Annotated in this window: 26 protein-coding genes and 1 tRNA gene; 7 read left to right on the top strand and 20 right to left on the bottom strand. The window is 50.2% G+C overall.

Annotation, left to right across the window (positions count from 1 at the left end; translation table 11 throughout):
- Positions 1 to 25: 25 nt before the first annotated feature.
- The 5 genes from AOY24_RS07240 to trmB form a co-directional block, all read right to left on the bottom strand.
- Entirely contained in the window at positions 26 to 1033 is a 1008-nt protein-coding gene (locus tag AOY24_RS07240) for a DUF1202 family protein (protein WP_054176415.1), read from the bottom strand.
- A gap of 133 nt (positions 1034 to 1166) precedes the next feature.
- Entirely contained in the window at positions 1167 to 2213 is a 1047-nt protein-coding gene (gene ansB / locus AOY24_RS07235) for an L-asparaginase 2 (protein WP_042998066.1), read from the bottom strand.
- A gap of 189 nt (positions 2214 to 2402) precedes the next feature.
- Positions 2403 to 3122 carry a DUF2884 domain-containing protein gene (locus AOY24_RS07230; protein WP_042998067.1) on the bottom strand — a complete coding sequence of 240 codons (720 nt, stop codon included), beginning with the start codon at positions 3120 to 3122 and terminating at the stop codon, positions 2403 to 2405.
- A 52-nt stretch (positions 3123 to 3174) separates the two neighbouring features.
- Positions 3175 to 3501, bottom strand: coding sequence for a YggL family protein (locus AOY24_RS07225; protein ID WP_054176414.1), 327 nt, complete (start codon positions 3499 to 3501; stop codon positions 3175 to 3177).
- The gene (gene trmB, locus AOY24_RS07220; RefSeq protein WP_054176413.1) at positions 3501 to 4220 is read right to left on the bottom strand and encodes a tRNA (guanosine(46)-N7)-methyltransferase TrmB; all 720 of its coding nucleotides are present in this window, start codon (positions 4218 to 4220) and stop codon (positions 3501 to 3503) included. Before trmB ends, AOY24_RS07225 begins: the two co-directional genes overlap by 1 nt.
- A gap of 162 nt (positions 4221 to 4382) precedes the next feature.
- Between trmB and mutY the strand changes: the two genes are divergently transcribed.
- The 4 genes from mutY (at position 4383) to AOY24_RS07200 (ending at position 8363) form a co-directional block, all read left to right on the top strand.
- Positions 4383 to 5435 carry an A/G-specific adenine glycosylase gene (mutY, locus tag AOY24_RS07215; protein ID WP_054176412.1) on the top strand — a complete coding sequence of 351 codons (1053 nt, stop codon included), beginning with the start codon at positions 4383 to 4385 and terminating at the stop codon, positions 5433 to 5435.
- A 27-nt stretch (positions 5436 to 5462) separates the two neighbouring features.
- On the top strand, positions 5463 to 5738 hold the full coding sequence (locus AOY24_RS07210) for an oxidative damage protection protein (RefSeq protein WP_042998071.1): 276 nt from the start codon (positions 5463 to 5465) through the stop codon (positions 5736 to 5738).
- 73 nt (positions 5739 to 5811) lie between these two features.
- Positions 5812 to 6894 (top strand): membrane-bound lytic murein transglycosylase MltC, encoded by a 1083-nt coding sequence (gene mltC / locus AOY24_RS07205; protein WP_054176411.1) that lies wholly within the window; start codon positions 5812 to 5814, stop codon positions 6892 to 6894.
- A 212-nt stretch (positions 6895 to 7106) separates the two neighbouring features.
- Complete coding sequence (locus tag AOY24_RS07200; RefSeq protein WP_044255678.1) at positions 7107 to 8363, top strand: nucleoside permease; 1257 nt, start codon at positions 7107 to 7109, stop codon at positions 8361 to 8363.
- 95 nt (positions 8364 to 8458) lie between these two features.
- Here AOY24_RS07200 and AOY24_RS07195 read toward each other — a convergent pair whose 3' ends face one another.
- Positions 8459 to 10594, bottom strand: coding sequence for an ornithine decarboxylase (locus AOY24_RS07195; protein WP_044255681.1), 2136 nt, complete (start codon positions 10592 to 10594; stop codon positions 8459 to 8461).
- Positions 10595 to 11021: 427 nt separating this feature from the next.
- On the opposite strand from AOY24_RS07195, the gene AOY24_RS07190 reads away from it, so the two are divergent.
- A complete protein-coding gene (locus AOY24_RS07190; protein ID WP_042998075.1) occupies positions 11022 to 11729 on the top strand; it encodes a DUF554 domain-containing protein in 708 nt (235 codons plus the stop codon).
- Positions 11730 to 11834: 105 nt separating this feature from the next.
- Positions 11835 to 11910 (top strand) — tRNA-Phe (locus tag AOY24_RS07185).
- A gap of 195 nt (positions 11911 to 12105) precedes the next feature.
- Here the strand turns inward: AOY24_RS07185 and AOY24_RS07180 are convergent.
- The 4 genes from AOY24_RS07180 to AOY24_RS07165 form a co-directional block, all read right to left on the bottom strand.
- Complete coding sequence (locus AOY24_RS07180) at positions 12106 to 13137, bottom strand: site-specific integrase (RefSeq protein ID WP_054176410.1); 1032 nt, start codon at positions 13135 to 13137, stop codon at positions 12106 to 12108.
- A gap of 60 nt (positions 13138 to 13197) precedes the next feature.
- Positions 13198 to 14817: a TraI domain-containing protein gene (locus tag AOY24_RS07175; RefSeq protein WP_054176409.1), complete on the bottom strand. Its 1620-nt coding sequence runs from the start codon at positions 14815 to 14817 to the stop codon at positions 13198 to 13200.
- Between the two features lie 66 nt (positions 14818 to 14883).
- The gene (locus tag AOY24_RS07170; RefSeq protein ID WP_054176460.1) at positions 14884 to 16392 is read right to left on the bottom strand and encodes a UvrD-helicase domain-containing protein; all 1509 of its coding nucleotides are present in this window, start codon (positions 16390 to 16392) and stop codon (positions 14884 to 14886) included.
- A 232-nt stretch (positions 16393 to 16624) separates the two neighbouring features.
- Positions 16625 to 16885 (bottom strand): MazG-like family protein, encoded by a 261-nt coding sequence (locus AOY24_RS07165; RefSeq protein WP_045332302.1) that lies wholly within the window; start codon positions 16883 to 16885, stop codon positions 16625 to 16627.
- Between the two features lie 477 nt (positions 16886 to 17362).
- Between AOY24_RS07165 and AOY24_RS07155 the strand changes: the two genes are divergently transcribed.
- Positions 17363 to 18445: an XRE family transcriptional regulator gene (locus tag AOY24_RS07155; protein ID WP_042998080.1), complete on the top strand. Its 1083-nt coding sequence runs from the start codon at positions 17363 to 17365 to the stop codon at positions 18443 to 18445.
- A gap of 4 nt (positions 18446 to 18449) precedes the next feature.
- Here the strand turns inward: AOY24_RS07155 and AOY24_RS07150 are convergent, their stop codons facing one another.
- The 10 genes from AOY24_RS07150 to AOY24_RS25175 form a co-directional block, all read right to left on the bottom strand.
- A complete protein-coding gene (locus tag AOY24_RS07150) occupies positions 18450 to 19415 on the bottom strand; it encodes a hypothetical protein (protein WP_054176408.1) in 966 nt (321 codons plus the stop codon).
- Between the two features lies 1 nt (position 19416).
- A complete protein-coding gene (locus AOY24_RS07145; protein WP_235507521.1) occupies positions 19417 to 20430 on the bottom strand; it encodes a thymidylate synthase in 1014 nt (337 codons plus the stop codon).
- A 189-nt stretch (positions 20431 to 20619) separates the two neighbouring features.
- A complete protein-coding gene (locus AOY24_RS07140; RefSeq protein ID WP_054176407.1) occupies positions 20620 to 21552 on the bottom strand; it encodes a DUF1281 domain-containing protein in 933 nt (310 codons plus the stop codon).
- Positions 21553 to 21657: 105 nt separating this feature from the next.
- On the bottom strand, positions 21658 to 22644 hold the full coding sequence (locus AOY24_RS07135; protein WP_054176406.1) for an ArdC family protein: 987 nt from the start codon (positions 22642 to 22644) through the stop codon (positions 21658 to 21660).
- A gap of 81 nt (positions 22645 to 22725) precedes the next feature.
- On the bottom strand, positions 22726 to 23073 hold the full coding sequence (locus AOY24_RS07130) for a hypothetical protein (RefSeq protein ID WP_029591441.1): 348 nt from the start codon (positions 23071 to 23073) through the stop codon (positions 22726 to 22728).
- Between the two features lie 67 nt (positions 23074 to 23140).
- Positions 23141 to 23743 carry a DUF3085 domain-containing protein gene (locus AOY24_RS07125; protein WP_031624628.1) on the bottom strand — a complete coding sequence of 201 codons (603 nt, stop codon included), beginning with the start codon at positions 23741 to 23743 and terminating at the stop codon, positions 23141 to 23143.
- A 75-nt stretch (positions 23744 to 23818) separates the two neighbouring features.
- Positions 23819 to 24466 carry a hypothetical protein gene (locus tag AOY24_RS07120; RefSeq protein ID WP_048330672.1) on the bottom strand — a complete coding sequence of 216 codons (648 nt, stop codon included), beginning with the start codon at positions 24464 to 24466 and terminating at the stop codon, positions 23819 to 23821.
- 85 nt (positions 24467 to 24551) lie between these two features.
- Positions 24552 to 24917, bottom strand: coding sequence for a hypothetical protein (locus AOY24_RS07115; RefSeq protein ID WP_006781400.1), 366 nt, complete (start codon positions 24915 to 24917; stop codon positions 24552 to 24554).
- Positions 24918 to 25017: 100 nt separating this feature from the next.
- Positions 25018 to 25377 (bottom strand): hypothetical protein, encoded by a 360-nt coding sequence (locus AOY24_RS07110; RefSeq protein ID WP_054176405.1) that lies wholly within the window; start codon positions 25375 to 25377, stop codon positions 25018 to 25020.
- Positions 25370 to 25738, bottom strand: a complete 369-nt coding sequence (locus AOY24_RS25175; protein WP_054176404.1) for a hypothetical protein — start codon at positions 25736 to 25738, stop codon at positions 25370 to 25372. The genes AOY24_RS07110 and AOY24_RS25175 overlap by 8 nt, the downstream gene beginning before the upstream one ends.
- Positions 25739 to 26014: the final 276 nt, after the last annotated feature.

Raw genomic sequence — 26014 nt, 5'->3', positions numbered from 1 at the left:
ATGCGCCGGTGGCGCATCCCTCCCATTACCGGAGAACTCCGTGGCGTCGTAATTCATCGGTCTCTTTTTTCCAGCGATCATAGCCTTCATTGATATCGTCAATCTTGATATGCAGATCCGTCTGCTGCATACGAAGTTTAGAGGCAGCTATGTTCAGCGGATACTGTCCTTTTTCATACGCGATCCAGTCAGCTAGCGCTTTTCGGCTGAGTTCTTGCGATTTCAGAAAGACCTGCCGTCTTTGCTCTTGTATATCGAAATCTCTCTTTTGCTGAATGGGCGTTTCATAACAATTGTCACTCTTTTTATGACATGCGTCTAACGCTGGCTGATACACTTCTTTTGCATATTTCTCGGCAAACGCACTGCTGTCGTTCGCTTTGACAAAGTCATCGCGCGCTTTAAACATCTTGTGGAATGCCTCTTCCCGGGTCAGTGTTTTACCATCAGACGCTTTACCCCAATAGTCATCGGCCTTTTGTTGAGCAACAGCTATTTGTTTATCCAGCGTTTTTATTTGTTCTTCGAGGTGGGCGATCGACTTTTTCTGCGCGATATATGAAGCATCAATTTGACTGAATCGGTAGTTAAAATCATCTCCATTTACGATGAGATATTTATCGTTGGTTTTAATATCAGTAATAACCCGCCCTTCATTGCTGGCTGCCGCTTGAAAGGAATAGAAATTCACCCTCCAGCCGGAAGCAGGTGTCCCTGTACTGGTTAACATCGCGGAAAATTTAACCGGTCGTTCTTTTATCCAGGTACGTTCCACAAAGTAATAATCCGCAGCCATACCGATGCCGGTATAAAGATCATCACTGGAAGAGACGTCGCCCTCCGCAGACCAGGTGGCCTGATTACCAGTGGAATCAAGATTTTTTAAGGTGACAGAATTCAGTTTAAGCACGCCGTGATACTGCTTACTAAACGCATCTTTCAAGACGCAATCGCCAGGTTGAGCGACTTCCGCCCAGCTATAACCTGAAACCAGCGTAAAAAACGCCGCACCTGCTATCCATTGTCGAAACATTTGCGGACCTCCCGTCCAGAATAATGCTAACCGCCACCATCATAATTAAAATGATCGTTAGCAGATTAATGATTCACTGGTCAGAGAGATATTTCAGAAAACTGCCCCAGCCGCTTGACTGGGGCATCAGCGATTAATACTGATTAAACATCGTCTGGATCTGTTTCGGATCTTTAGTCTGAGTCAGCGCCAGTTGCAGCAGTACGCGTGCCTTCTGTGGGTTCAGAGAACCAGAGGCAACGAAACCGTACTTCGCATCATCGATTTCAGCATCCTGCGTGGTTGAACCAGTCGGTACGCGGGAAGAACGCACTACAACAGTTCCTTTATGCGCTGCGGTTGCCAGCGTATCGAAGACCGTTTTGTACAGGTTGCCGTTACCCACACCAGCGCTCACAATCCCATCATAACCGGCATCCACCAGCGCTTTTGCCGGCAGATCGGAAGCATTCGCGTAGTTATAGACGATACCGACCTTCGGCAGTTCATTCAGCTTAGAAACGTCGAACGGCGTGGAGGTGGTGTGCTTACGCGCAGGCGTACGCTGGTAGTCGATTTTACCGTTATGAATGTAGCCCAGCGGTCCGTAGTTAACGGATTTGAAGGTCGCCACATCGGTGGTGTTGGTTTTGGTCACGTCGCGCCCGTCAAGCACGGTGTCATTCATCACGACCAGCACGCCACGGTTGGCAGAGGCTTTATCCGCCGCTGTCACTACCGCGTTATAGAGGTTGAACGGACCGTCCGCGCTCATTCCGGTAGACGGACGCATTGCGCCAACCAGCACTACCGGCTTGTTGCATTTCACGGTCAGATCGAGGAAGTAAGCGGTCTCTTCCATGGTGTCAGTACCGTGGGTAATCACGAAGCCGTCGGTGCTGTCACACTCGTTATTGATCTTTTTCGCCAGGGTTAACCAGACGTCGTCGTTCATATCCTGCGAACCGATATTGACAACCTGCTCACCCTTAACGTTAGCGATATCCTTAAGTTGAGGAACGGCTTTGACCAGATTCTCTACGCCAACTTTGCCCGCCGTATAGTTAGATTTGGTTGCGGAGTCACCGCCACCGGCAATCGTCCCGCCGGTCGCTAAAATGGTAACGTTCGGTAAGGCGAGTGCTGCACCGCTGAAACCCATTACCAGTGCTGCCAGTGCCGTTTTCCTGAAAAACTCCATGTTATTTCTCCAGTTACGTGAATTTGCCGCATTATCCCAATGCCAGAGCTGAATAATGTGATTTCATCCAATTAACCAGACAAATGTATCTATCAGATTGTTAAATTTAGAGGTGGATATCAAAACGAAGCGGAAAGGCAAAAGAAAATGGCACAGAGGCGATCTGTGCCATTGTTTTATATGAAAAGTTTATTTAAGCGTGCTGACCAGCGCCTTGCGGTTATCTTCCAGCGTCACCACGCGGCTGCAGACATCTTTACCGAACTGCTGGAAATCTTTTTCCTGATTCTTCCATTCGGTCTGGATCGCGGATTGTAATCCGCCGAGGCTGCCCAGCACGCCCTGCAGTGGATTCCCACCGCCTTTCAGAACGGCTTTCGCCCCCATCTCGTTGATGCTGTCCTGCAAAATGCCGCCCATCGCCTGATTCACCAGTTGCTGACCGTCGGCACGCACCTGATCGATAGCTTTATAGTGGAAGGTCAGACCGTCAGTACGATGCTCGATAATCCGGTTCATCTGCTCTTTCAACTGGGCATCCAGTTTCGTCAGACGCCCCCGCATGTTACTGCTCTCGCCCACTTCTTTGGCGATAATTTTATCCAGCGCCACGCGCCCTTTTTCGACACGGTTTCTGGCACCTTCATCAATCCACGGCAGCGCGCTGCGCAGTTCGGCCTGGTAATCTTTCGCCTGCTCGCGTTGTGCGGCGCTCAGCGTGTACTGCTTACCGTTGTACATCACATTGCCGTCCGGCGTGATCACCAGGTTGCCGTTTTCACCCTTCACCTGCACCGTTTGCGGGCTCAGAATCACATCGTCACGCGGCGTGACGCTGCACTGGTAGTCTGCATGAGCGGTCATCGCCGTTACAGAAAGGGCTGCCGCCAGCAGCGTTTTGCGCATCATAACTTTCCCTCAAGACAAATCGGGCCAGCAAATGCTGGCCCCGTATGCGTAGTTAGTCCCACCAAACGTCGAAAAGTTCGCTGATACGCACTTCTTCAAGTTTGTGTTCTTCCAGCCACTTACGCACAATCGCCTGATGTTCTTCAGTGCATTTGCCGATTTCCTGCATGCAGATCAGACCTTCCCAGGCCAGATAACCGCTGCCGTCAAAAGCCAGTTTGTTCGGTTCAATAACGTCATTGATAAAGTCATCAACGGTTTTATCAACCTGCTCTTCAGATGTACCTTCCGGGAAACGCCATGCTACCGAAAATCCTAATTCCTGGAATTCGTCGATATGCATTTTTTTACGCAGACGACGGCTACGGTTCTTTGCCATTATTTCACCCTCTCGAACATTAAGTCCCATACGCCATGACCAAGACGATGGCCACGTTGTTCAAATTTGGTTACCGGGCGCGATGGTGGGCGCGGTACGTAATCGTGACTCTCTGACAGGTTTTTATATCCGTCAATGGAGGACATCACTTCAAGCATGTGCTCGGCATAGGCTTCCCAGTCAGTCGCCATGTGGAACACGCCGCCCAGCTTCAGTTTGCTTTTGACCAGCTCGGCAAACGGTACCTGAACGATACGGCGTTTATTATGACGTGCTTTGTGCCACGGGTCAGGGAAAAAGAGCTGAACCATCGTTAAAGAATTGTCAGGAATCATTTTATGCAGCACTTCGACTGCGTCATGGCACATCACACGCAGGTTCTCAACGCCCTCGTCATGGGCCGACGCCAGACATGCGCCCACACCAGGCGAGTGAACTTCAATACCGAGGAAATTTTGCTCCGGGCGCGCTTTCGCCATTGCCACCAGTGAGGCGCCCATACCGAAGCCAATCTCCAGCGTAACCTGCGCTTCACGGCCAAACAACGTCGCGAAATCCACCGGCTCTTCGCTGAATTCAACGCCCATCACCGGCCAGTAGTTTTCCAGCGCGTGCTCCTGCCCTTTGGTCAGCCGCCCCTGGCGACGAACAAAACTACGAATCCGGCGCAGTGGACGGCCGTTTTCATCAAATTCCGGTGAGATGACGTCGTTTTTCATAAAAGTTAAGTCTGCTTGTGATTAAGGTCTGAAAACGGGCATTATCCAAAGTTAGTTGCCGGATGCAAGTAAAGGAAGCGCTCACGCTGCGGAAAGTTCCGGTTTACACCCTGTTGCCTCTGTGCTGCAATCTTGCCCCCAACAATAATGAATTCGGTGACCATGCAAGCGTCTCAATTTTCAGCCCAGGTTCTGGACTGGTACGATAAATACGGGCGAAAAACCCTGCCCTGGCAAATTGATAAGACGCCTTACAAAGTATGGCTCTCAGAAGTGATGCTGCAACAGACCCAGGTGACGACGGTCATTCCTTACTTTGAACGGTTTATGGCCCATTTCCCGACGGTGACCGATCTCGCCAACGCGCCGCTGGACGAAGTGCTTCACCTGTGGACGGGGCTCGGTTACTACGCCCGGGCTCGTAATCTGCACAAGGCGGCGCAACAGGTAGCCACACGGCATAACGGCGTATTCCCTGAAACCTTTGAAGACGTGGCGGCGCTCCCCGGCGTCGGGCGTTCAACCGCCGGCGCCGTGCTGTCACTCTCGTTGGGTCAACCTTTTCCGATTCTTGACGGCAACGTTAAACGTGTGCTGGCGCGCTGCTATGCTGTTAGCGGCTGGCCGGGTAAAAAAGAGGTTGAGAAAAAACTCTGGGATCTGAGCGAGCACGTTACCCCGGTGAAAGGTGTGGAGCGTTTTAACCAGGCGATGATGGATTTAGGCGCGATGGTGTGTACGCGCTCAAAACCGAAATGCTCGCTGTGCCCGTTGCAGAACAGTTGTGTCGCCTGTGCGAATGACAGTTGGTCACTTTACCCTGGCAAGAAACCGAAACAGACGCTGCCTGAGCGGGCAGGCTATTTTCTGCTGCTGCAACATCAGGACGAGGTCTTACTGGCTCAACGCCCGCCAAGCGGATTGTGGGGTGGGTTATTCTGTTTCCCACAGTTTGCCAGTGAAGAGGAATTACGGGAATGGCTGGCGCAACGGCATGTGAACGCTGATAATTTGACCCAACTTAACGCGTTTCGCCATACCTTCAGCCATTTCCATCTGGATATTGTGCCTATGTGGCTTACTGTGTCTTCATGCGGTTCATGCATGGATGAAGGCAACGCGCTCTGGTATAACTTAGCGCAACCGCCATCTGTTGGCCTGGCGGCTCCGGTGGAGCGTTTATTACAGCAGTTACGTACCGGTGCCCCCGTTTAACGCACCGGACGATGAAGAGGATAAGTTATGAGCAGAACGATTTTTTGCACTTTCCTGCAGCGTGAAGCAGAAGGACAGGATTTCCAGCTGTACCCGGGCGAACTGGGAAAACGCATTTATAACGAGATTTCAAAAGAAGCGTGGGCGCAGTGGCAGCACAAGCAGACTATGCTTATCAACGAAAAGAAACTCAATATGATGAACGTCGAGCATCGCAAGCTGCTGGAACAAGAGATGATCAACTTCCTGTTTGAAGGCAAAGACGTGCATATCGAAGGTTATACGCCGGAAGATAAAAAATAAGCACGTTGCCGGATGGCTCAACGCTGTCCGGCAACACCGCACAACGACAAACACAACACGCACTCCCGGAATGATGAAAAAATTTCTCGCGCTTGCCGTTATTGCGCCGTTGCTTATCTCCTGTTCCAGTTCGACCAAAAAAGGCGATTCTTATAATGAAGCCTGGATCAAGGATACCAACGGTTTTGACATTCTGATGGGGCAGTTTGCCCACAACATTGAAAATCTGTGGGGCTATCAAGAAGTGCTGATCGCCGGTCCAAAGGACTACGTGAAGTACACCGATCAGTACCAGACCCGCAGCCATATTAACTTTGACGACGGGACCATTACCGTTGAGACCATCGCCGGGACTGAACCTGCGGCACATTTGCGTCGCGCCATCATTAAAACCTTGCTGATGGGTGATGATCCCACCTCCGTCGACCTCTACTCTGATGTCGATGACATTCAGATCTCCAGAGAGCCGTTCCTGTACGGCCAGGTGCTCGATAACACAGGTCAGCCGATCCGCTGGGAAGGCCGGGCGACGAAATTCGCCGATTACCTGCTGCAAACGCGGATGAAAAGCCGCAGCAACGGGATCCGCATGATTTTCAGCGTGACAATTAACCTGGTGCCGAATCACCTGGATAAACGTGCGCATAAATACCTCGGCATGGTGCGCAAGGCATCCCATAAATATGGCATTGATGAGTCGCTGATTCTGGCGATTATGCAGACGGAGTCATCCTTCAACCCATACGCAGTAAGCCGTTCCGATGCGCTGGGGCTGATGCAGGTGGTTCAGCATACCGCCGGGAAAGACGTTTATCGTTCCCAGGGCCGCTCCGGTGTCCCGAGTCGCAGTGAACTGTTCGATCCAGCCAGCAACATTGATACCGGCACCGCCTATCTGGCGATGCTCAACAATGTCTATCTGGGCGGCATCGATAACCCAACGTCACGACGCTATGCGGTGATCACCGCTTACAATGGCGGGGCGGGCAGCGTACTGCGCGTCTTCTCCAGTGATAAAGTGCAGGCCGCGAATATCATCAACAGCATGACGCCAGGGGATGTGTACCAGACGTTAACCACGCGTCACCCCTCTTCTGAATCGCGCCGTTATCTGTATAAAGTCAATTCCGCGCAAAAAACCTATCGGCGGAACTGATGCTTCTCTTCCCCGCTCCCGGTAAAACGGCGAGCGGGCGACCCAAAACGTGACAAAAGTCACTTTTTCGCATTGCAAAAAGGTATTGTTTTGCAATTATTTGTCACAGGTAACAAAAAATCACCCATCGTCGTTGATAGAATCACATCATACAGTCACGGCATTTGTGCCAATCGAAACATTCATTCGCCTTCCTGTGTGAGGAAATTAACATGAATCTTAAGCTGCAGCTGAAAATACTCTCCTTTCTGCAGTTCTGCCTGTGGGGAAGTTGGCTGACCACCCTCGGCTCCTATATGTTTGTCACCCTCAAATTTGACGGTGCTTCTATTGGTGCTGTCTATAGCTCGCTGGGGATCGCGGCGGTTCTGATGCCGACCCTGTTGGGGATTGTGGCGGACAAATGGCTCAGTGCAAAGTGGGTTTACGCCATCTGTCACGTGGTGGGTGCAGTGACGCTGTTCATCGCCGCTGAAGTCACGACGCCGGGTGCGATGTTCTTTGTGATCCTGCTTAACTCACTGGCATATATGCCAACGCTTGGGCTTATCAACACCATTTCCTATTACCGCTTGCAGAACGCAGGCATGGACATCGTTACTGACTTCCCGCCGATTCGTATCTGGGGCACCATCGGTTTCATCGCCGCCATGTGGGCCGTGAGCTTCTCCGGTTTCGAACTGAGCCATATGCAGCTGTATATTGGCGCGGCGCTCTCTGTGATGCTGGTGCTGTTTACGTTGACCCTGCCGCACATTCCGGTGGCGAATCAGCAGAAGAATCAAAGCTGGACTTCTATGCTGGGTCTGGATGCCTTCGCGCTGTTTAAAAACAAGCGTATGGCTATCTTCTTCATCTTCTCAATGATGCTCGGCGCAGAACTGCAAATTACCAACATGTTCGGGAACACCTTCCTGCACAGCTTCGACAACAACCCGCTGTTCTCCGGAAGCTTTATCGTTGAGCACGCGTCGGTGATGATGTCGATCTCGCAGATCTCCGAAACCCTGTTCATCCTGACCATTCCGTTCTTCCTCAGCCGTTACGGGATCAAGAACGTCATGCTGATCAGTATCGTGGCGTGGATGTTGCGCTTCGGCCTGTTCGCCTACGGCGATCCGAGCCCGTTTGGTACCGTGCTGCTGGTTCTGTCGATGATTGTTTACGGCTGCGCCTTCGACTTCTTCAACATCTCCGGTTCGGTGTTCGTTGAGAAAGAAGTTCGTCCGGAAATCCGCGCCAGTGCGCAGGGCATGTTCCTGATGATGACCAACGGCTTCGGCTGTATCCTCGGCGGCGTGGTAAGCGGGAAAGTGGTAGAGCATTACACCCTGAACGGCATTACCGACTGGCAGACCGTGTGGCTGATTTTTGCCGGCTACTCACTGGTTCTGGCCTTTGCCTTCGTGGCGCTGTTTAAGTACAAGCACGTTCGCGTCCCGACCGGCACGCAGACCGTCGCACATTAATCTCTCTGCCGGATAAGACGCTTTCGCGTCTTATCCGGCCTACTCCGATACACCTGGCCGGATAAGCGCAAGCGCCATCCGGCATTCTCTTTCGATTATTTCAACACATATCCGTATAACCGTTTAATGCCATCGGCATCGGTTTCACTATAAACGCCCTGCAACTCCGGCGAGAACCCAGGCAGCATATTCACCCCCTCTTCCAGCGCCAGGAAATAACGCTGTACCGCACCGCCCCAGACTTCGCCCGGCACTACGCACAGCACGCCCGGAGGATACGGCAGCGCCCCTTCCGCCGCGATACGGCCTTCAGCATCACGAATGCGCACCAGTTCAACATCACCACGAATAAAGGCGCTGTGGGCATCCTGTGGGTTCAGCGCCACCGTCGGGAAACTCTCCTGACGGAACATCGCTTTTTGCAAATCCTTCACGTCAAAACTGACATACAGATCGTGCATCTCCTGACACAGTTCGCGCAGGGTGTAGTCGCGATAGCGCACCGGATATTTATTGAAGATAGTCGGAAGCACCTGTGCAAGCGGCGTGTCGTCTTCGATATGCTGTTCAAACTGTGCCAGCATCGCCGTTAAATGCGCCATTTTTTCCGGACTCTCGGCGGGCGTCAGCAGGAACAGAATCGAGTTGAGATCGCACTTCTCCGGCACAATACCGTTTTCACGCAGGTAATGGGCCAGAATGGTGGCCGGAATACCAAAATCAGTATAACGTCCGGTCTGCGCATCAATACCCGGCGTGGTGAGCAGCAGCTTGCACGGATCGACAAAATACTGATCGTCGGCATACCCTTCGAAGCCGTGCCATTTTGCGCCCGGCGCAAAGCTGAAGAAACGCCGCTCGCGGGCAATCACCTCGGTGGGATACGACTGCCACGCCTTACCCTCCACAACTGGCGGAATGAACGGCACAAGCAGCTTACAATGGGTCAGGATAGCCTTACGCGCCTCAATCCCCAGCGTCACGCACTCTGCCCACAGACGTCGACCACTCTCCCCTTCGTGGATTTTGGCATTGACATCCAGCGCGGCAAACAGCGGGTAGAACGGACTGGTTGAAGCGTGCAGCATGAACGCATTGTTCAGCCGCTTATGCGGACAGAAACGCGCCTGGCCACGAATGTGATTATCTTTCTTGTGGATCTGCGAGGTCTGTGAGAACCCGGCCTGCTGTTTATGCACCGACTGGGTGACGAAAATACCCGGATCGTTTTCATTCAGCTCCAGCAGCAGCGGCGAACCGTCGGCCATCATCGGGATAAACTGCTCATAGCCGACCCAGGCAGAGTCAAACAGAATGTAGTCACAAAGATGACCGATTTTGTCGATCACCTGACGGGCATTGTAGATCGTGCCGTCGTAGGTTCCCAACTGGATGATTGCAAGCCTGAAGGGACGCGGCAACTCTGCCTTTTCTGCGGCTATGTCGCGGATCTGTTCGCGCAGATACGCTTCATCAAAGCAGTGTTCATCGATCCCGCCGATAAAACCAAACGGGTTACGAGCAGCCTCCAGATATACCGGAGTCGCCCCCGCCTGAATCAGCGCACCGTGGTGATTCGATTTGTGGTTGTTGCGATCGAACAGCACCAGATCGCCCCGCGTCAGCAGCGCATTGGTGACCACTTTATTCGCCGCTGACGTGCCGTTCAGGACAAAATAGGTTTTATCGGCGTGGAAGACTTTGGCGGCAAACTTTTGCGCATCTTTGGCTGACCCCTCGTGAATCAGCAAATCCCCCAATTTCACGTCGGCATTGCACATGTCGGCACGAAAAACATTTTCACCAAAGAAGTCATAGAAATGACGCCCGGCTGGGTGCTTTTTAAAGAATGCGCCGTGCTGATGTCCCGGACAGGCGAACGTGCTGTTTTTCATTTCCACATACTGCGTCAGCGTGTCGTAAAACGGCGGCAGAAGGTCTTCCTCATACAGGCTGGCGGCAGATTCCAGCTCCAGCCACTCCTGCGCAGTACCGCGAATAACGGCGGTCGCGCCTGCGGGTAGAGCTATGTTCTCTTCGGTGAGAATAAAGACCGGCAGATGAAAGCCCGTGCGTTTGAGTAACGCAAGAATGCCGCTACGGCTATCGGTAACGGTCATGACGACGGCAGCGACATCGGTAAAGTCGGTACTGTCCAGCGCCACAACGCCGCGATGAGTAGATAAACGAGAAACCAGTTCACTACTGGCGGCAATGTTCATTGATTTCATAAGCGCAAAAACCCGTTTCGGGAGAATAAGAGTCCCGGACAAGGCTCATTGCCCTGCCCCACGAGATGTTTAGGTCAAACTGGTCACCAGCTCCGACCGCCAGACATCAGTAAAAGCAGACCGTTTCTGATTTTACTGTTGTCCTGCAGTGAGCATACGTTGCCCTCACCGCATGGTGAGTAAGAGGGAAGGAATAACGAGAAGGGGCAGCCATCGCGCTAACCGGCGATGCGAAAGGCGATGTGAAGGTGTTGCGTTCATCCCATGCGGCCCCGAACAGACTGGAGAAAATTCGCGCAATCATGGCACCTTTAACCAGGAGGGGCAAGATTTAATTCTTATGCACACTTGTTGCGGTTAAACAACACTGTAAATGAGAACCAGGTCATAATAATGCACTTTGACAACATAATGAGCAGGAGCTTACGTGGTAATTGGACCTTTTATTAACGCCAGCGCCGTTTTGGTGGGTGGTGTTATTGGCGCCCTTCTTAGCCAACGTTTGCCGGAACGGATTCGTGTCTCCATGACCTCTATTTTCGGTCTCGCATCACTTGGCATTGGTATCTTACTGGTGGTCAAATGCGCCAATCTTCCGGTTATGGTGCTGGCAACGCTGGTCGGCGCGCTAATTGGTGAGTTTTGTTATCTGGAAAAGGGGATCAACACCGCCGTCGCCAAAGCGCAGACACTCTTTATGCGGTCGGGTAAAAAGCAGCCCCATGAATCGTTTATCCAGAATTATGTCGCCATCATTGTCCTTTTCTGCGCCAGCGGGACGGGGATTTTTGGGGCTATGCGCGAAGGAATGACCGGTGATCCGAGCATCCTGATTGCTAAATCCTTCCTCGATTTCTTTACCGCCATGATCTTCGCCTGCTCTCTGGGTATCGCCGTGTCGGCTATCGCGGCTCCGATGCTGCTCATCCAGTTTTCACTGGCAACCTGCGCGGCGCTGATATTGCCGCTCACCACCCCCGCAATGATGGCCGATTTCAGTTCGGTCGGGGGGTTATTGCTGGTCGCCACTGGTTTACGCATCTGCGGGATTAAGATGTTTGCCGTGGTCAATATGCTCCCGGCGCTGCTCCTCGCCATGCCGCTTTCCGCCGCCTGGACCGCGTATTTCGCTTGAGAATGCGTGCAATAACAGCAAAGTGGTGATAGATTGTGCAGTCTGCGTTGAATTGAAGAAATTTCGTTGACGAAACGAGGCGGATCGGTTTTAATGCGCCCCGTTGCCCGGATAGCTCAGTCGGTAGAGCAGGGGATTGAAAATCCCCGTGTCCTTGGTTCGATTCCGAGTCCGGGCACCACTAATTTTGCATCAAAGCACGCTGGTTAAGAGATGAGAACCTTAACGGGCGGTTAATACAGGGGCCGGTCATTACGGAATGTCCTCCGGTGTAGGCGTATCTGCACTGGTTAACGTTTCTGAATCAGTCCCTCAAGTGAGGGAGCCTGTTCGTGCAGGCTCCCTTCTCTCGATCACTGGCAATAATCCCAGTCAATCAGTTTTGTGTCAATAGTTGTAATTCCCTTTCTACACAGAGATCTGTGTGCAGGGACAATTCTTCTTCCAGTGTTTTTCCCACAATGTCCATCTTGAGTTCCACATATTCCATTGTTGTGCTTACGCTACGATGACCCAGTAAATCTTTAACCAGCTGAAGATTCCTTTCCGGTGCTTTCATCAGTTCTGTAGCCAGGGTATGTCTGAAACGGTGCGGCGAAACGGCAAAACCACATTCCTTTGACAGACGGCGAAAAAAGGAGCGGATCTTTTGATGCATCACTGTCACATCATTTCTGTCAAATTTTGCTTTTTTCCCGGCAATGTAAAAACTGACATCGAAGAGGTTATCTTTTGGCCCGGCTCCAGCCTCCGTTGCCCGTGTAAGAAGAAGCTGTAGCCGCAAACGCAGCTGCTTAACAACGGGAACGCGCCATTCCCTGTGCGTTTTACTCCCCTCAAGCCGCAGATCTATATAGCCTTCTGTCAGATTGACGTCCCTGAGCTGAATATGCAGCAGTTGATTTTGCCTCATTCCCGTATATCTGAGCGTATCCAGGACGGTTATCCAGAACCAGGCCGGGTAAAGCGCACTCCGCCCGCCACGTGCGAAAATTTTCCGGTTGGATTCAATTTCAGCCTGCTGCATTATCAGATAAAGGCGGGTTAGCTGAGAGCGGTTTAAAGTCCGTTTTTTCTTTCTGTCCCGCTGTACAGTGCAGTTGTTAAAAGGGTTTTTGCCCGCAGGCCATAAACCACTTTCCATAGCATAGTTATAGAGGGCCCTGAGATGTGCAATTTTATTGTTCCAGGTCTGCGCCGATTGTTGTTTTTCTCTGAGTACATATCGCCGCCATCTTAGAACTTCATGATGAGTAACCATTGATGGGGTTATGTCAGCCCCCGTAAATTTCAGGAACCCCTTTACAACCTTTGCGTAGCTCCATTCTGTTGCAGCGCGCAGGTTTCGGGCGAAGAAGTACTCTTCAAGCAATTCTTCCCATGTCGTATAATGGTTTTTGTCAGACATACAGCATTTCCTTTTTCTAAATCAAGCTGCCCTTAAGGGCCCTCATGGACTGCCCCTCCTTCACAGGAAAGACAGAAGCCCGCTGTCTTCAGGGGAAGACGCTCCTCTGAAAAGGTGTGTAGTCTTGACAAGATATCCACTTACAGGTTTAAACGTGCCTTCTTTGCCAGGAGAGTGGTACAGTTTCGCTTTAATAAAACGCTCTCCCCGGCGCACCTTGTGAATATGCAGCTTCTCAAATTCCATTTGTATGGTATCCCTGCTTAGCTCTGCTCCGCTTTCTCTGATGTAAAGATAAAATATGTCCGGAACCCTGAGAAAGATGAACCCTGCAACTGCATGCGCCCTCGAATCAGGCTGATTAATGTCAATTCGCTTGCTCTTAAGTCCTTCAGAAAGCCACCTGAGAAATTCAGTGCCAGTCTGTTTTTTTATCACTGTTTTTTGTGCATCAATGTTAATGCTGTGTAAAGGGATGTTATCCTCTACAGCGTGTTCAGGGAAAGAGTCTTCTGCTACTGTCTGATTTATCTCAGGCTTATCAGCATCTGGAAGTAGTTCATTAAGGGGGGAAAATTCTGGCTCATTTTCTGTTCTCGTACTGATTGAAGACTCTTCATCACATGCTTCAGTCCCGGTCATATCAGGCTCTTCAATGGCACTGAAAAGGCTTAGCAGCATCTCTGTATCAGCCTTCTCTGTTTCGTTTGGATCACATTCCGTACTCTCGCCTGCCTTTTCATTGCTGACGAGATTGCTGCCATCAGCCATCGGCACCGGTGCAATAGAAGATGCGAGTTGAATTCCCTGCAAATCTGCAGCTTCTGGCGATGTAGTTTTCAGTGTTGTTTCTACTGACGGTTCTAATTCAATCTCTTGATCAGACGGCGTTTGCGGAACTGAAAGAGCCGTCTCTATGAGGGTGTTAACTTTCTCATTTGCCCCGGATACCTCCAGCGAAGGCGATTCCACCTTTTCGGCAGCTTGCTTCATTAAGCTTCTGATAAGTGGCATCGCCGGATGCTGATTCCATAAGGAACCGGCAAGATTACCCAGAGCTTCGGGATTTTCTGCCAGCCATCCTGTAGCCTCTGCTGGCATAAGTTGTCCGGCTGCCAGCGCTGCAAAAGCTGAAGAGTTGTCAGCTTCACGGAAGCGAAATCGATAAGGCGAGTCCGGAACGGTTATTCCCGGAAGCCAGCGTTTACCGTCAAGCAACTCACCCTCCAGAGACGCCAGGAGCGGCAAATGCCAGAACAGTGCAGACCAGAAAATGACCGCATTCCACATCACGTTTTGCTCTGCCTGCTCTTCTGGCGCAGCGCCGGGTGGAAACATGTATCCTTTGGCCAGTCTGACCGCACAGGTTGTGAACTGCAGCGTAAGGTCCCCGAAGCCGTCTGACTGCGACCACTTTCCCTGCTGTGTTGCCGGCACATTCTGTACCCTGGCCAGTAAGCCATGCATTGGCGTTATATAAAGCCGGTGATAAACATCCGCCGGAAGTGAGCTGTTTTCCCATATTTGTTGCAGGCAGGTTTTTCTTAACGGACTACGGCACAGCGTATCGACCGTACGCGGAGTGTGGTAGCCGGCAGGTGTGACAACGGATACATGATGTACTGGTTCCGGTTCACCTTTTGAAAACAGAAACCTCAGGGTCCTGATTCTGTCGCGCATGATTTTCTCCTGGTATAGGGCTGCCCAGTGTTGTGACACTCCCCGCGCTTCACCATAAAAAACCAGTTACTCACTCTCAGAAGTTTTTCCCGTTTCTTCGTGCCTGTCGGCGCTCTCTCCATTTCCGGACGGTACGGTTTCGTGCGTCGTCTCGCGGTTTTTCCCGCCTTCATCGCTCAGCCAGCGCATCAGTTCGTTAAGCACAAGCGTTCTTCTGGCCCGGGTGACAGCAACGTACAGCAGGTTAGTCTCATCCTGCCGCTCATCCTGCGAAAGAAGCGGGTCGGTAATGTCAGTAAAATCCTCACTCAGCATTACCACCGGCCATTCCAGCCCTTTGCTGCGGTGTGCGGTTGAAACCGTGACCTGAGCGTCTTTCTCATGGGTTACCACCTGACGGCGCATGATGGCCAGCTTTTGCGGTAGTGGGAAAAAGTCATCGAGCAGACGAATGGCCTGGTTCATCTCCACGTCCTGTGTGGCTTTTGCTATTGAGCAGTATTCATCAAAATCCCGATAGTCCCGGCTGAGGCGCGGGGACTGCATCTTTTCAGGCATATCGGCGGAGAACCAGTACAGGTCTTCCAGCTCCTCTGTTTTGTAGCCTTCAATCCCCCCGACCCAGAAGACATTTTTCTCCATAAGGCTTGCCGTCAGGGCACTGCCGATCACGCCGGATACCGTCCGGCTCAGTACAGCTACGTGTTCAGCCTCATCCGGGATGTTGCTGACGACGGCGTCCTGCCCCCCGTTCCCCGTCACGCGCTTTTCCTCTCCGGCACGTTCAAGCAGGATGTTGGCCATACGCGCGACCTCAGGGCCGAAACGAAAACTCGCCGTCAGCCATAACCGGTCCGCCTGCGCCAGCTGCGGGGCGCTGAGTGCATTATCTGCCCCGCGAAACCGGTAAATCTGCTGGTAACGGTCGCCGACCAGAATGACCCGGCAGGGCTGATTCAGTACAAATGCACTGGTCACCGGATTGGCGTCCTGTGCCTCGTCGAAGAGGATGGTGTCCCAGCGTTTTGACAGGTCAGGATGAGAGAGCTGGAACAGTTTAAGGTAGGTGTCGTGCGTGACGGGAAAGACTGAATCAGTACGGCTCATTTCATACCAGAGGATTTGGATTGCCCCCAGAATTTTGCCTGCATCGAGACCGTGGCGATCATCCTCAGACGGCAGATGTATCATTCCCGGCTCGGGATCAGCACTGCAGAGGAACATGTTCAGCCCGCTGAGCGCCAGCCGCGCCAGCGGCCAGTGGCGGGTATTGAGCTTTCTGGCCACATCCGTAATGCGCAGACTGGCTGTCAGCCGGTCACGAAAATGCCTGCCGAAACGGGCCCATGCAAGCTGATGCGACGTTTTACACTCTACGTTAAATGGGAATTTGCGTTCAGCCTCATCCCGCACAGCGCGATTATAGGCGAGGTAAAGCATCTTACTTTCCGGGTTGGCTTCAGCGTAGTTCACTAACGTGGAGGTTTTTCCTGTGCCTGCAAACGCATTTACCACAAGATGGTTACCCTTCCATTCGATGATGGCGTTTTGTTCAGCTGTTGTTTTCCAGGTCATAGGGTTCTCCGGAATCTGCATATGAAGATGCCAGACTGACAGTGGCCAGAGTAAACCGATATGAAAAACCAGAAACTGTTTTTAAGAAATTGAATTGCTTAAGTCTAGTGAGGAAATGATTCTGAAAAGAGGGGGGTTACTTCATGCGGGCAAACCAGTTCAGGCGAAATCTAAGTAACCTCCTCTAACATGAATGGTCAATTCCAAGAATAAATGAAATTATGAGTTTCAATCAGCTTTTTCTATCATAAAATTCAATAATTTGCATGGCTACAGCAGCTATTTGTACCATCTCCTCTCGGGCTGTGCCGGCATGCTTACCACCGTAGAAATCATGTAAAATTGACTGGTTAAATTCACCTACTTCCTCACCAAGAATCGCAGCCCATAAAAAGGGATCCAAATCACGGTTAGCACCCCATTTTTCATCCTGGCGATCCATTTCTGCTAAAACCGACATGATCGCTTTTGAAGCTAATCGTTTATTTTTCATGGTCTTAATAAGTTAGGTTCATTTTAGATATAGACTTTACATGATTACCATCAAAGAAGCTAATAATCTATACTCAAAAAAAATTTCAATCTTTTGAGATTATTGGATTTATTTGCTATAAAAAGATTAAAACATACAGTTGAATTGAAAAATGCTCGAAATCTCATTTCAAAGCATACATCTTAGGAATTTATGTGCAAGCGAACACTTTGCTAATACCTTACTAGGTGTAAAAGTTGCAACTAAGTTGAGAGCTCGCCTTTCAGACATATCTGTGTCTGAAAAACTGACTGATCTACCTGTAAGTAGACCTCAGTTTAGCTTTATCGATAACGTTGAGTATATTATAATTAAGATAGACGCTGATATCGAGGCTGGTTTCATCTGCGTCCAAAGCAAGCCCCCGAAAAATCCAGATAATACAATAAATTGGGACTTGGTCAAAAGGATTAAGCTAATGTTTATAGGTACAGAAAAATGATTGTTACTCAGGACTTTAACCCAGACTGGGTCTCCCCGCCCGGAGACACGATCATCGATCTGATGGATGAACACGGTTTGTCTGATGAGCAGCTAAGCAGAAAAATGGGACTTCCTCTGCCTAAAGGTCAAAAGCTGCTTAAGGGTGAAATTTGCCTTGATGAAGTTATTGCCACAAAATTACAGGATATTTTTAACGTCTCCATTTCCTTCTGGTTAAAAAGGGAAATGGCTTATCGGTCCCAAGTAGCTTACATCAATAATGTTAATGATGAATGGTTAGCCTCTCTTCCCGTTAAAGATATGACAAAACTCGGGTGGATTGCTAAATGCAGTTCTAAAGAGTTAAAGTTAAAAAAATGCCTAGAATTTTTTGATATTAACTCTGTCAGAGATTTTTACGATAAGATAAATACTGAAGCTCCACTTGTTGCATTCAGAAAATCCTTAAGCTTCAAGACGGAACCTATGGCTGATTTAGCTTGGCTAACACGAGCTGCACAAATCAGTAAGCAACGGGATCATGTAGCCTGGTCTAAAGAAAAATTAAAATCTCTAATCCCAGAGATAAGAAAACTAACGACAGAACCTAAATTGAGTACGTTTATTCCTGCGTTAGAACAAAAACTTGCAAGTGCGGGTGTATCTTTTGTTGTTTTGCCTACTCCAGCTGGATGCAGAGCAAGCGGGGCAACTTGCTTTTTTGAATACAACAAACCAACTGTCATTGTTAGCTTCAGATATCTGACTGATGACCATTTTTGGTTTACACTCTTCCATGAGCTAGGGCATTTAATCTTACATGATGAACTGAGCGTGCGGCTTGAAGGAGATATCGATGTTTCTAATAAAGATGAACAAGAGGCCAATCGCTTCGCTGCAGACACGCTTATACCTTGCGAATTCCGAAAGCAATTGGAAAATTGTAGTGTAAAGAACTGGAAACCTATATTGCGTATAGCAAGAAAGATCGGAGTCTCTAAAGGGATTTGCTTAGGTTATCTTCAGCATAGAGAAATCATCCCTTATACTCACCTTAATAAGTTTAAGGTGAGATATAAAAAAGAAGATATCATTTAATATTTCAACCACCGAAATATAAATACTCGCTTGGGGATTTTTGCCAGTTACATAAAGAATCCTCAAGCACTTGCATTTTTAAATAAGGAATATCCAATATTTCCGCAAGAGCTTTCAATTTCTCGTCTAATAAATCCACTCTATCCCCATTCAATTTATCTCCGTTAAACAAGAGCCTACAACCTTTTACAGGCCCAGTCGATCCGCGCAAGAATAAATGCCCAGGTTCAACATCGAGTAATGATATTTTTTTTAGCATTGTAAGATAATCAAATTTTGCAGTTCTGCCGAAAGAAAGCACTGAATTCATATTTGAATATAACAGACTGAAGAGATCTTCAGGTGTTTTAGCTATGGTTTTTGCCTCCTCGAATCGTGCTTCATGGCTTTTCGTATTTCCTATAAAGTCCAAATAAGACCTAAATACTTTTGGTATTGAACGTTTTGAATTAGCCTTTAGTGTCTCATACTTTCTATGATTGCCATATTGTCTTAGAGTGCTATTTCTGACTAATTCTTGACTAGCATCGTTATACCATTTTTCAAAACCCACAAAATCATCTGTTATCTTATACCAGCTCCATGTTTCCGTTCCTAACCCGCTATAAATATCACGACACAGCTGCCATTTCGTAGATATATTTTTGCCAAAGTGAGTAGCCAAAAAAACATTCCAGCATGCTTCATCGTACTCCCCCTTATTTAGATGTATGTATGCTGCACGCAATGGGTCAAATATTTCAGAATTCGGATCTGCTCTAAGTTCATGAATTTTTTTATGAGAAGGAGAAATCTTTTCTACATATTCAATCCTTCTAATACTGTCAGCGATTTGTTTTGCAAAAGTAACAAAATGCATTTCACTTTTAAGTCCTTTTAGCAAAAAATCATGTTCAGAGAAATATTCAAGTTTTTTGATAATATCTGGAACAGCAACATGACGCCTCGGATTGGTATTTTCATAGCTCATATTATCTACTCTCAAAGAAAAGTCTATAATTAGTATTAGAAAGCTGCTTTATTTCATAGTCGGCAAAAATTTTATCCACTTGATTTTTTGACTTTAGTAAGAAATAAATCTTTATTATTCTAAATAGATCCTTCCAATAATCATCAATATCCAGTGAAAAAATATCGAGCATCTTGTCTTCCCTTAACAACTTCTCGATGGTCATGATTTTGTCAATAAAATCGAGCCCACTTATATTAGGCATTTCTCTCATGAGCGGCTTTGTACTCATGAAACCTTCATTTTGAAGTTTTTTTATTTTATCAACATCACTCTTGTAAATATGCATGCTCGCAACATAATGGTGATAATTACCGAGTTCGCATTTTAGCAATCTGGCTACAAACTCCTGTAACATAGTGAAGGCAAATACATCATGTGTAAAACCCTTAAAAGCATCATTGGAACGCATATTCACAAATAACTCTAGTTTATTTTCTCTTATAATGAACTGAAGTGAAATTGTGCATGGTATATCCTTATACTCTTCTATATTTTTATCTTCAGGGACCAAATCCTTTGCATCAAAAAGTTGGATTACCGTTCTTCTTGTTGAGTTCTTTTTTTTAAGGGTATTAATGATATTCTTTAACTGGTTAATATTCCCATGCATATTCATTATACGTGGGCCATAACCACCATGTACTTTATCATCAACCTCAGCAAACTCATGATAATTAGGAATATAATGCTTAATAAAACCTAATTCATTTCGTCCAGAAAAATACCATAGCAGCTCACCTAAGCAACTGATTATTTTACTGCGTGACTCAGTTCTACTAATTCTGGATATGGGATTGGTAAGAACAAGGTAAGCCCCTAATATTTCGTAGTTTTCTCCCTTTGTCGGAGAAACTAACGAACCGTTTTCTAAGATTTCCGCATGTAGAGAATGTATCAAATCATCAATGCAATCTTCTTTGATTAAAATAGGCATAGTTTTAGTTTTTCTAATGTATTTTGTTTTTAATATCACCACCCTGCTCATGCGTCAATGAAAATGTATGTCTTTTAAGTTAAACCTTTCCTACGTTAAAAAAATTGTGCAGTACTTTCCATAACTGAGATTAACATGTTAGTCAGGAGTGTGATTCTCAAGTCATCTGGCTTTTACGATAAAAAAGCCACGGCAGAGCCGTGGCTGGGTTAACGGAGGAACAGGCTTTTACCCCCGGACCTCACGATAAGATACTGCTTCCTGAGCCGGTAACGCCGGCTCATCGCTGACGAGATAAAGCACCTGTCCGGGTTGAGGCGCGCCGGACGCGCCTTTGTGTCCGTCAACATGTTCACCGCCGTCATAGCAGTCGTAACCGCTGAGCCCGCTCACGGGCTCGCTGTAGCTGTGACGCACCTCGCAGTCAAATACCGCTGAAATTTCCCCGACAACCTCACCTGACGGTGGGAGCCAGGGCGTATTCATCTGCAGCGTAAGATTGTTTAGCGTATGGCGCTGCCAGTTGACATTGTGCCCGGCCGGCCACTCCATGCCGTACTGCCGGCAGTAGAGGCTGGTTGTGGTCGACACACCGGACATCAGCCCACCGGCACCGTTCAGCTCTGCTGCCAGCCGCGTGGGTATGACGGCCAGCATATCGCAGGGCTGGGAGCGTTCAGGATACTGGCTGAGCCGCTCCCAGGCAGTTGCGGCATCAGACTCATCGCCGGCGCTGACCAGACCAAACCAGTCGGTGTACTGTCTGGCAATCAGCTCCGCCATAACCTCACGTGCCGGGTCGGGAATATTCTCCCATTTCAGCGCACCAAGACCTGACTGGTGATACAGCCGGTCAATGGCCCTGATAGTTTCCGCATCGAGGACAGCATCCTTCAGCAACAATATCAGCCAGCTTTCAAACGCCTGATTGGCCGCAGTGGAAAGCCCTGTGCCTGCACGGACCAGCCCCTGACAGGGCGGATACGACGTGGTGCGCACCGGCTTGAGTATCCCCGCCGCGCCGGCCAGAAACAGCTTTATGCTCTGCTGCACGGCGTGGCGGTGACGCGGTACGTCAGTGCCTTTTATCCACTGCAGCATGACATCGATGCAGACGGATTTACCGGTGATTTCCAGGCGGTTATGACACCATTCGGACATAGTGAATACTCCTCTTTCATAAAAAAAAGAGGACACAGCCCCGTGAGGAGCGGTGTCCTCACGGGACGGCGACAGTTACGGAATAACCGTCACCGGATAAGTTAATTACGCCGCCACAGCCTGACTTTCAGGCAGTGCCAGCAGATATTCCGACGCTTCCCGGGCATGCCGGCAGGCGCGGAACAGGGCCTTTTTGTCAGATTTCAGCACCTTCAGCCAGTGGTCCACATAGCTGTCGTGCTGAACCTCACCGAACACCCCGAGTTGGGCACACAAAAACGCACTGCCCATTTCGGCGATGAGCTCCTCAAAGGCATACACCGGGTCCCCGAACTGCCGGGATGAGGAGGTTATCCCCTCCCGGTTAAGTCGCTTCGCATGACCGGTACTGTGTACCAGCTCATGCAACAGCGTGGACCAGCAGTCCGCCTCCGTAAAAAACTGTTCAGCCATCGGCATCACAATTTCATCCGTCAGCGGGCGGTAATAAGCCCGGTTCTGAGGCAGCATCCGGTGTTTAACCCCAGTGGCGTTAAACATCCGGATCACCCTGTTCATCACGTCCGGGCTGAGTATGCCGTCCTCATCCACCGTCGGGGGCTGTTCAGGAGAAGCCGCAACCTCTGCCGGCAATCCCTCACACTGCTCAGCGTTGAACAGCTGCAGGGGTTTGAGCATCGGCACGGTTTCCATCAGCGGTTTACCGTCACTGTCATAAAGGCGGTTGCCTTCGCGATCCTCCGCCTGCTTCGTCCAGTCCTTATAAACCACCGCCAGGGTGGCTTTCTCACCCTTACGCACCTGCCCGCCAGCCTGCTGCGCCTGCCGGTAAGTCATCCAGCGGTTATTGCGAAAACCCTGCTCTTCCGCTGACATCCAGAGAAGCAGGACATTCACGCCGCTGTAGTGACGTCCGGTTGTGGCATTCAGGGGCAGACCGGCCAGACCGCTGCCGGCGGCCGCGCGCCACGGCTTACGCCAGGGCGCGACGCCGTTTTCCAGCGCGACAACAATGCGGTCGGTGATCTGGCGATAAAGGTCAGTCTGTTTTGCCGGACGGCGGGCCGCCTTGTGTGAAGTCGTTTTTTTCATGAGATATACCTTTAATCAGAGGCATACCCCTGCGCCGGCGGGCGCAGAGATACGCCCGTCGACGGGAAATTCAGAAGTCAGTTACCATGCGGCATAAAACCACAGGTATTCATGTTCAAAGTCAAAATCACTGAGCAGGCTTTCCAGCCTGTCACGCAGGGTGAAAACGTACTGCAGCCGGCGCTGAAGAAGCGGATTATCCTCATTACCCTCTGTAAATGTCGCAATCGCACAGTCCAGCCTCTCTTTCAGTTGCTGAATATGCTCGCGTGACAGTTCCAGACAGGTCGCGTTTTCCACCTCACCGACATGCTTATCCACCCAGGTAATCAGTGAAAAATCGCGGCTCAGTTCACACACCGGATGATACGGTGCCGGTACTGCGACGATCTGCCGGTGCTGGCTGTAGAGAAAAATATCCAGTCCCATACGGGCCTCCTTCGGTTCAGAAAGAGGCAGGAACCTTTCCGGCAGGAAAAGTCCCTGCCGGGGTGAATTAACGTCCGGTTATTCGCAGCGCACCCTGCGGGGTCACCTGCGATAACCTGGCCTGCAGCCTGCCACAGGCGTTCAGAAAGGTTTGATGATCTTCAGGCTTCGCCCGCTTACAGCTGATGAAGGCCGCCTGCGTCAGCAGACGCACGGCGTTTTCACGCCAGCGGCAGAGTTCATCAGGCCCGACACAGGCACTGAAGTGACTGACTGCACTCGCCAGAAGCTGATCGGCCTTCTGGCGATACTGCGCCACTTTCACCCGGTCAGTCGCTGCGGTGAGCACCTGTATCTGTGTGTCGGTAATCAGGATCCTCAGGTCCGTCCTGCCGGACAGTACAGAGGTGGCGATCGCGTCGCTTATCGTCAGTGATTCAATGAAATCATCGCCGCCGGCAAGCAGGCGCGCCGTGTCGTACCAGTCCTCATTTTTCTGAGGGTGACACCCTGCGGCATACGCAATACGCGGCACCGGATCGTTGCCCTGCCAGGCACCGGTGGCCGGCATCAGATAAACACCCTCATCCTTTGCCAGATGAAGCTGGCCTCCCTGCATGCGGGCGGTCAGCAGGACGTTCGTCAGGTCTTTATTGTCGAAAAAAAGCATGGGGCTCTCCTGTAAAAACGGGAGAGCCGCTCCGTCCGGAGTCATCTCTCCCGACGGGGTTAAAGTCATTACTGTTTAAAACGAGTCAGATGTTTCCGCGACCCGCGTCAGTTCGTACAGATGGAATTCCGCCAGCACGAATGCGTTCCAGTCCTCATTGCTCAGCACCCGCTCACCACCGGAGAGCAGCTGCAGCAGCAGGGAATCAAACGCGCCCTCGCCTACCGGTGTTTTCAGTACCGGCTGAGGCGCGCTCAGCGTCGGTTGCTCAGGCAGGCCGAGATGTTGTTCAATCCAGCGTAACGGTAACGCCCAGCTGCGACCCTCGTCTGAAGAATGTATCCGGAAGCTGTCCGGACACAGGTTATGCAGCAGGACCATCACAACACGCGCAAAGAAATCGCAGGGCTGATGCTGAAAATCCAGCTCCTGGATACTCAGCGTATTGTGGCTGCGCTCCCGCTCAATGGTCATGTTGACCGGCCAGAAACAGCCGCCTGAATCGCCACAGAACGCCATGACATCAGCAACCGGAAACAGGTCAGCCGCGCGGTTAAGCGACGGCAGATACATATTTCCCGGACGCAGACGCACCGGCAGTTGCCAGAAGGTTTCTGTTACGGCCAGAACGAAAGCATGCCAGTGACGCAACGGAACCGTGCTGACGTGCTCGATGGTGTAGACAACCGACATGGAAGCCGGGGAAGAAGACAGGCCTTTCATTGATAAATCCTCCGCGAAGAAAAAAAAGGGGGATTTATCCCCCGGACGGGAGTAAATCCCCGTCAGGGTGTGTTCTGTCTGCTGGTTACATCCGTTCGAGAGCCGCTATAGCCCGATCACACCGGGCATCCTGGATACCTTCATCCACGGCCTTCTCCCAGAAGGGCCGGTTAATTTCTTTTCCCAGCTCGTCCAGCGTGAAGAGCAGATTTTTAGACGTATCAGGCAAAGGCGGAATATCGCCTTCCCCGAGTAAAAAGACAAACCAGCCATAAGCTGTGCCGGTCCCAATGATGGAATCTTCCAGAAATGTCAGTTCATTCGGTTCATCCCGGTCCGTATGTAGATCGAGACGCTGGAATGCCCTGATGCTCAGGAGTTCACTCTCAAGCAGGCAAAGCCAGCTGAGCGTGTCCAGTGGAGTTTTAAGCGTATAAACGTCTGTGTGCATGGGTATATCCTCAGGTAAATAACGGGATATTCCCTCCGACGGAGAGATATCCCCGTCAGGGTCCACAACATTTTCGGCCGGCGTTCATCAGCCGATCAGTTCAGTGCCTCTGCTCCTGATACACATATTCAGGATTAAAGCGGAGGCGTTGCAGCACAGCTAACGACAGTGGATCAGCGAAATTTATGCCAGAAACGGCCACACCATCCAGTATGTCGCCGGCCTTAACCCGGGAAGAATATCCGTAATACTGACACCAGACGCAAAGTTCGGGGTCAGCTGGATCACAATCACCGAGCGGTGCGACAAAAACCTGTTCGCCACAGGAGACGTTATCTCTGAGGATTTCGCCCCGGATGAAAACGCCACTTACGGGGCCATACTGAGCGGGACATACATCCCGTCGCGTCTCAGACATCGACAGAATACGAAAAGTGACATCGTGCAGTGCTTCAGTCATGAGAATGCCCTCCGGAAAGAAAACGGTAGCGCAGGTGTGCCAGATGCTGTGCCTGACGGCAGGCATGGCGGTATGCGTTTCGACGACCTGTTATTCCCTCAGGAAAGGAAACCGGCAGGCGGTGAAAAACATACTCGGCGCGGTGGCAACCGGTACGAACGGTAAGAAAGACGTTAACGCCCTGGTCTTTGACAGAAGAGATATGCGCACGGACGGCATAATTGCCCGAGCCGTTGACATACCAGCTGCTGTTGCGATGCAGATAAATGAAAGATTTCAATTTCCGGACAGCTGCGTCAGCAGACTGCTGAAGCTGAGTAAGGATATGTTCAGGGAAAATCGCAGAAGAGATGACAGACATTGTGTTTCTCCATAAAAAAAGGAAACACCTGCCCGAGCGGGAAGTGTTTCCCGTCGGGGAGTCAGAAAAAACAACATTCTGACTGTCTGGTTAGTACAGAAGGAACCTTTATCGTCGCGTCATAGTGCGCTTAAATTGACGATATCTGCTCTCAAAGGTGTGCAGATTTACCAATTTTTTGCCCCTTTTCAGGTTACAGGAGCTTTTGTTGTAGCCACCCGAAGGCGATTCTCACAGGCTACTGAATCATTGGTGGTTGCAAAAGCAACGTATAAG

It is taken from the genome of Citrobacter sp. CtB7.12 (assembly GCF_001297795.1).
Lineage (GTDB): Bacteria > Pseudomonadota > Gammaproteobacteria > Enterobacterales > Enterobacteriaceae > Citrobacter_A > Citrobacter_A amalonaticus.
This window is presented reverse-complemented; position numbering and strand designations above follow the sequence as displayed.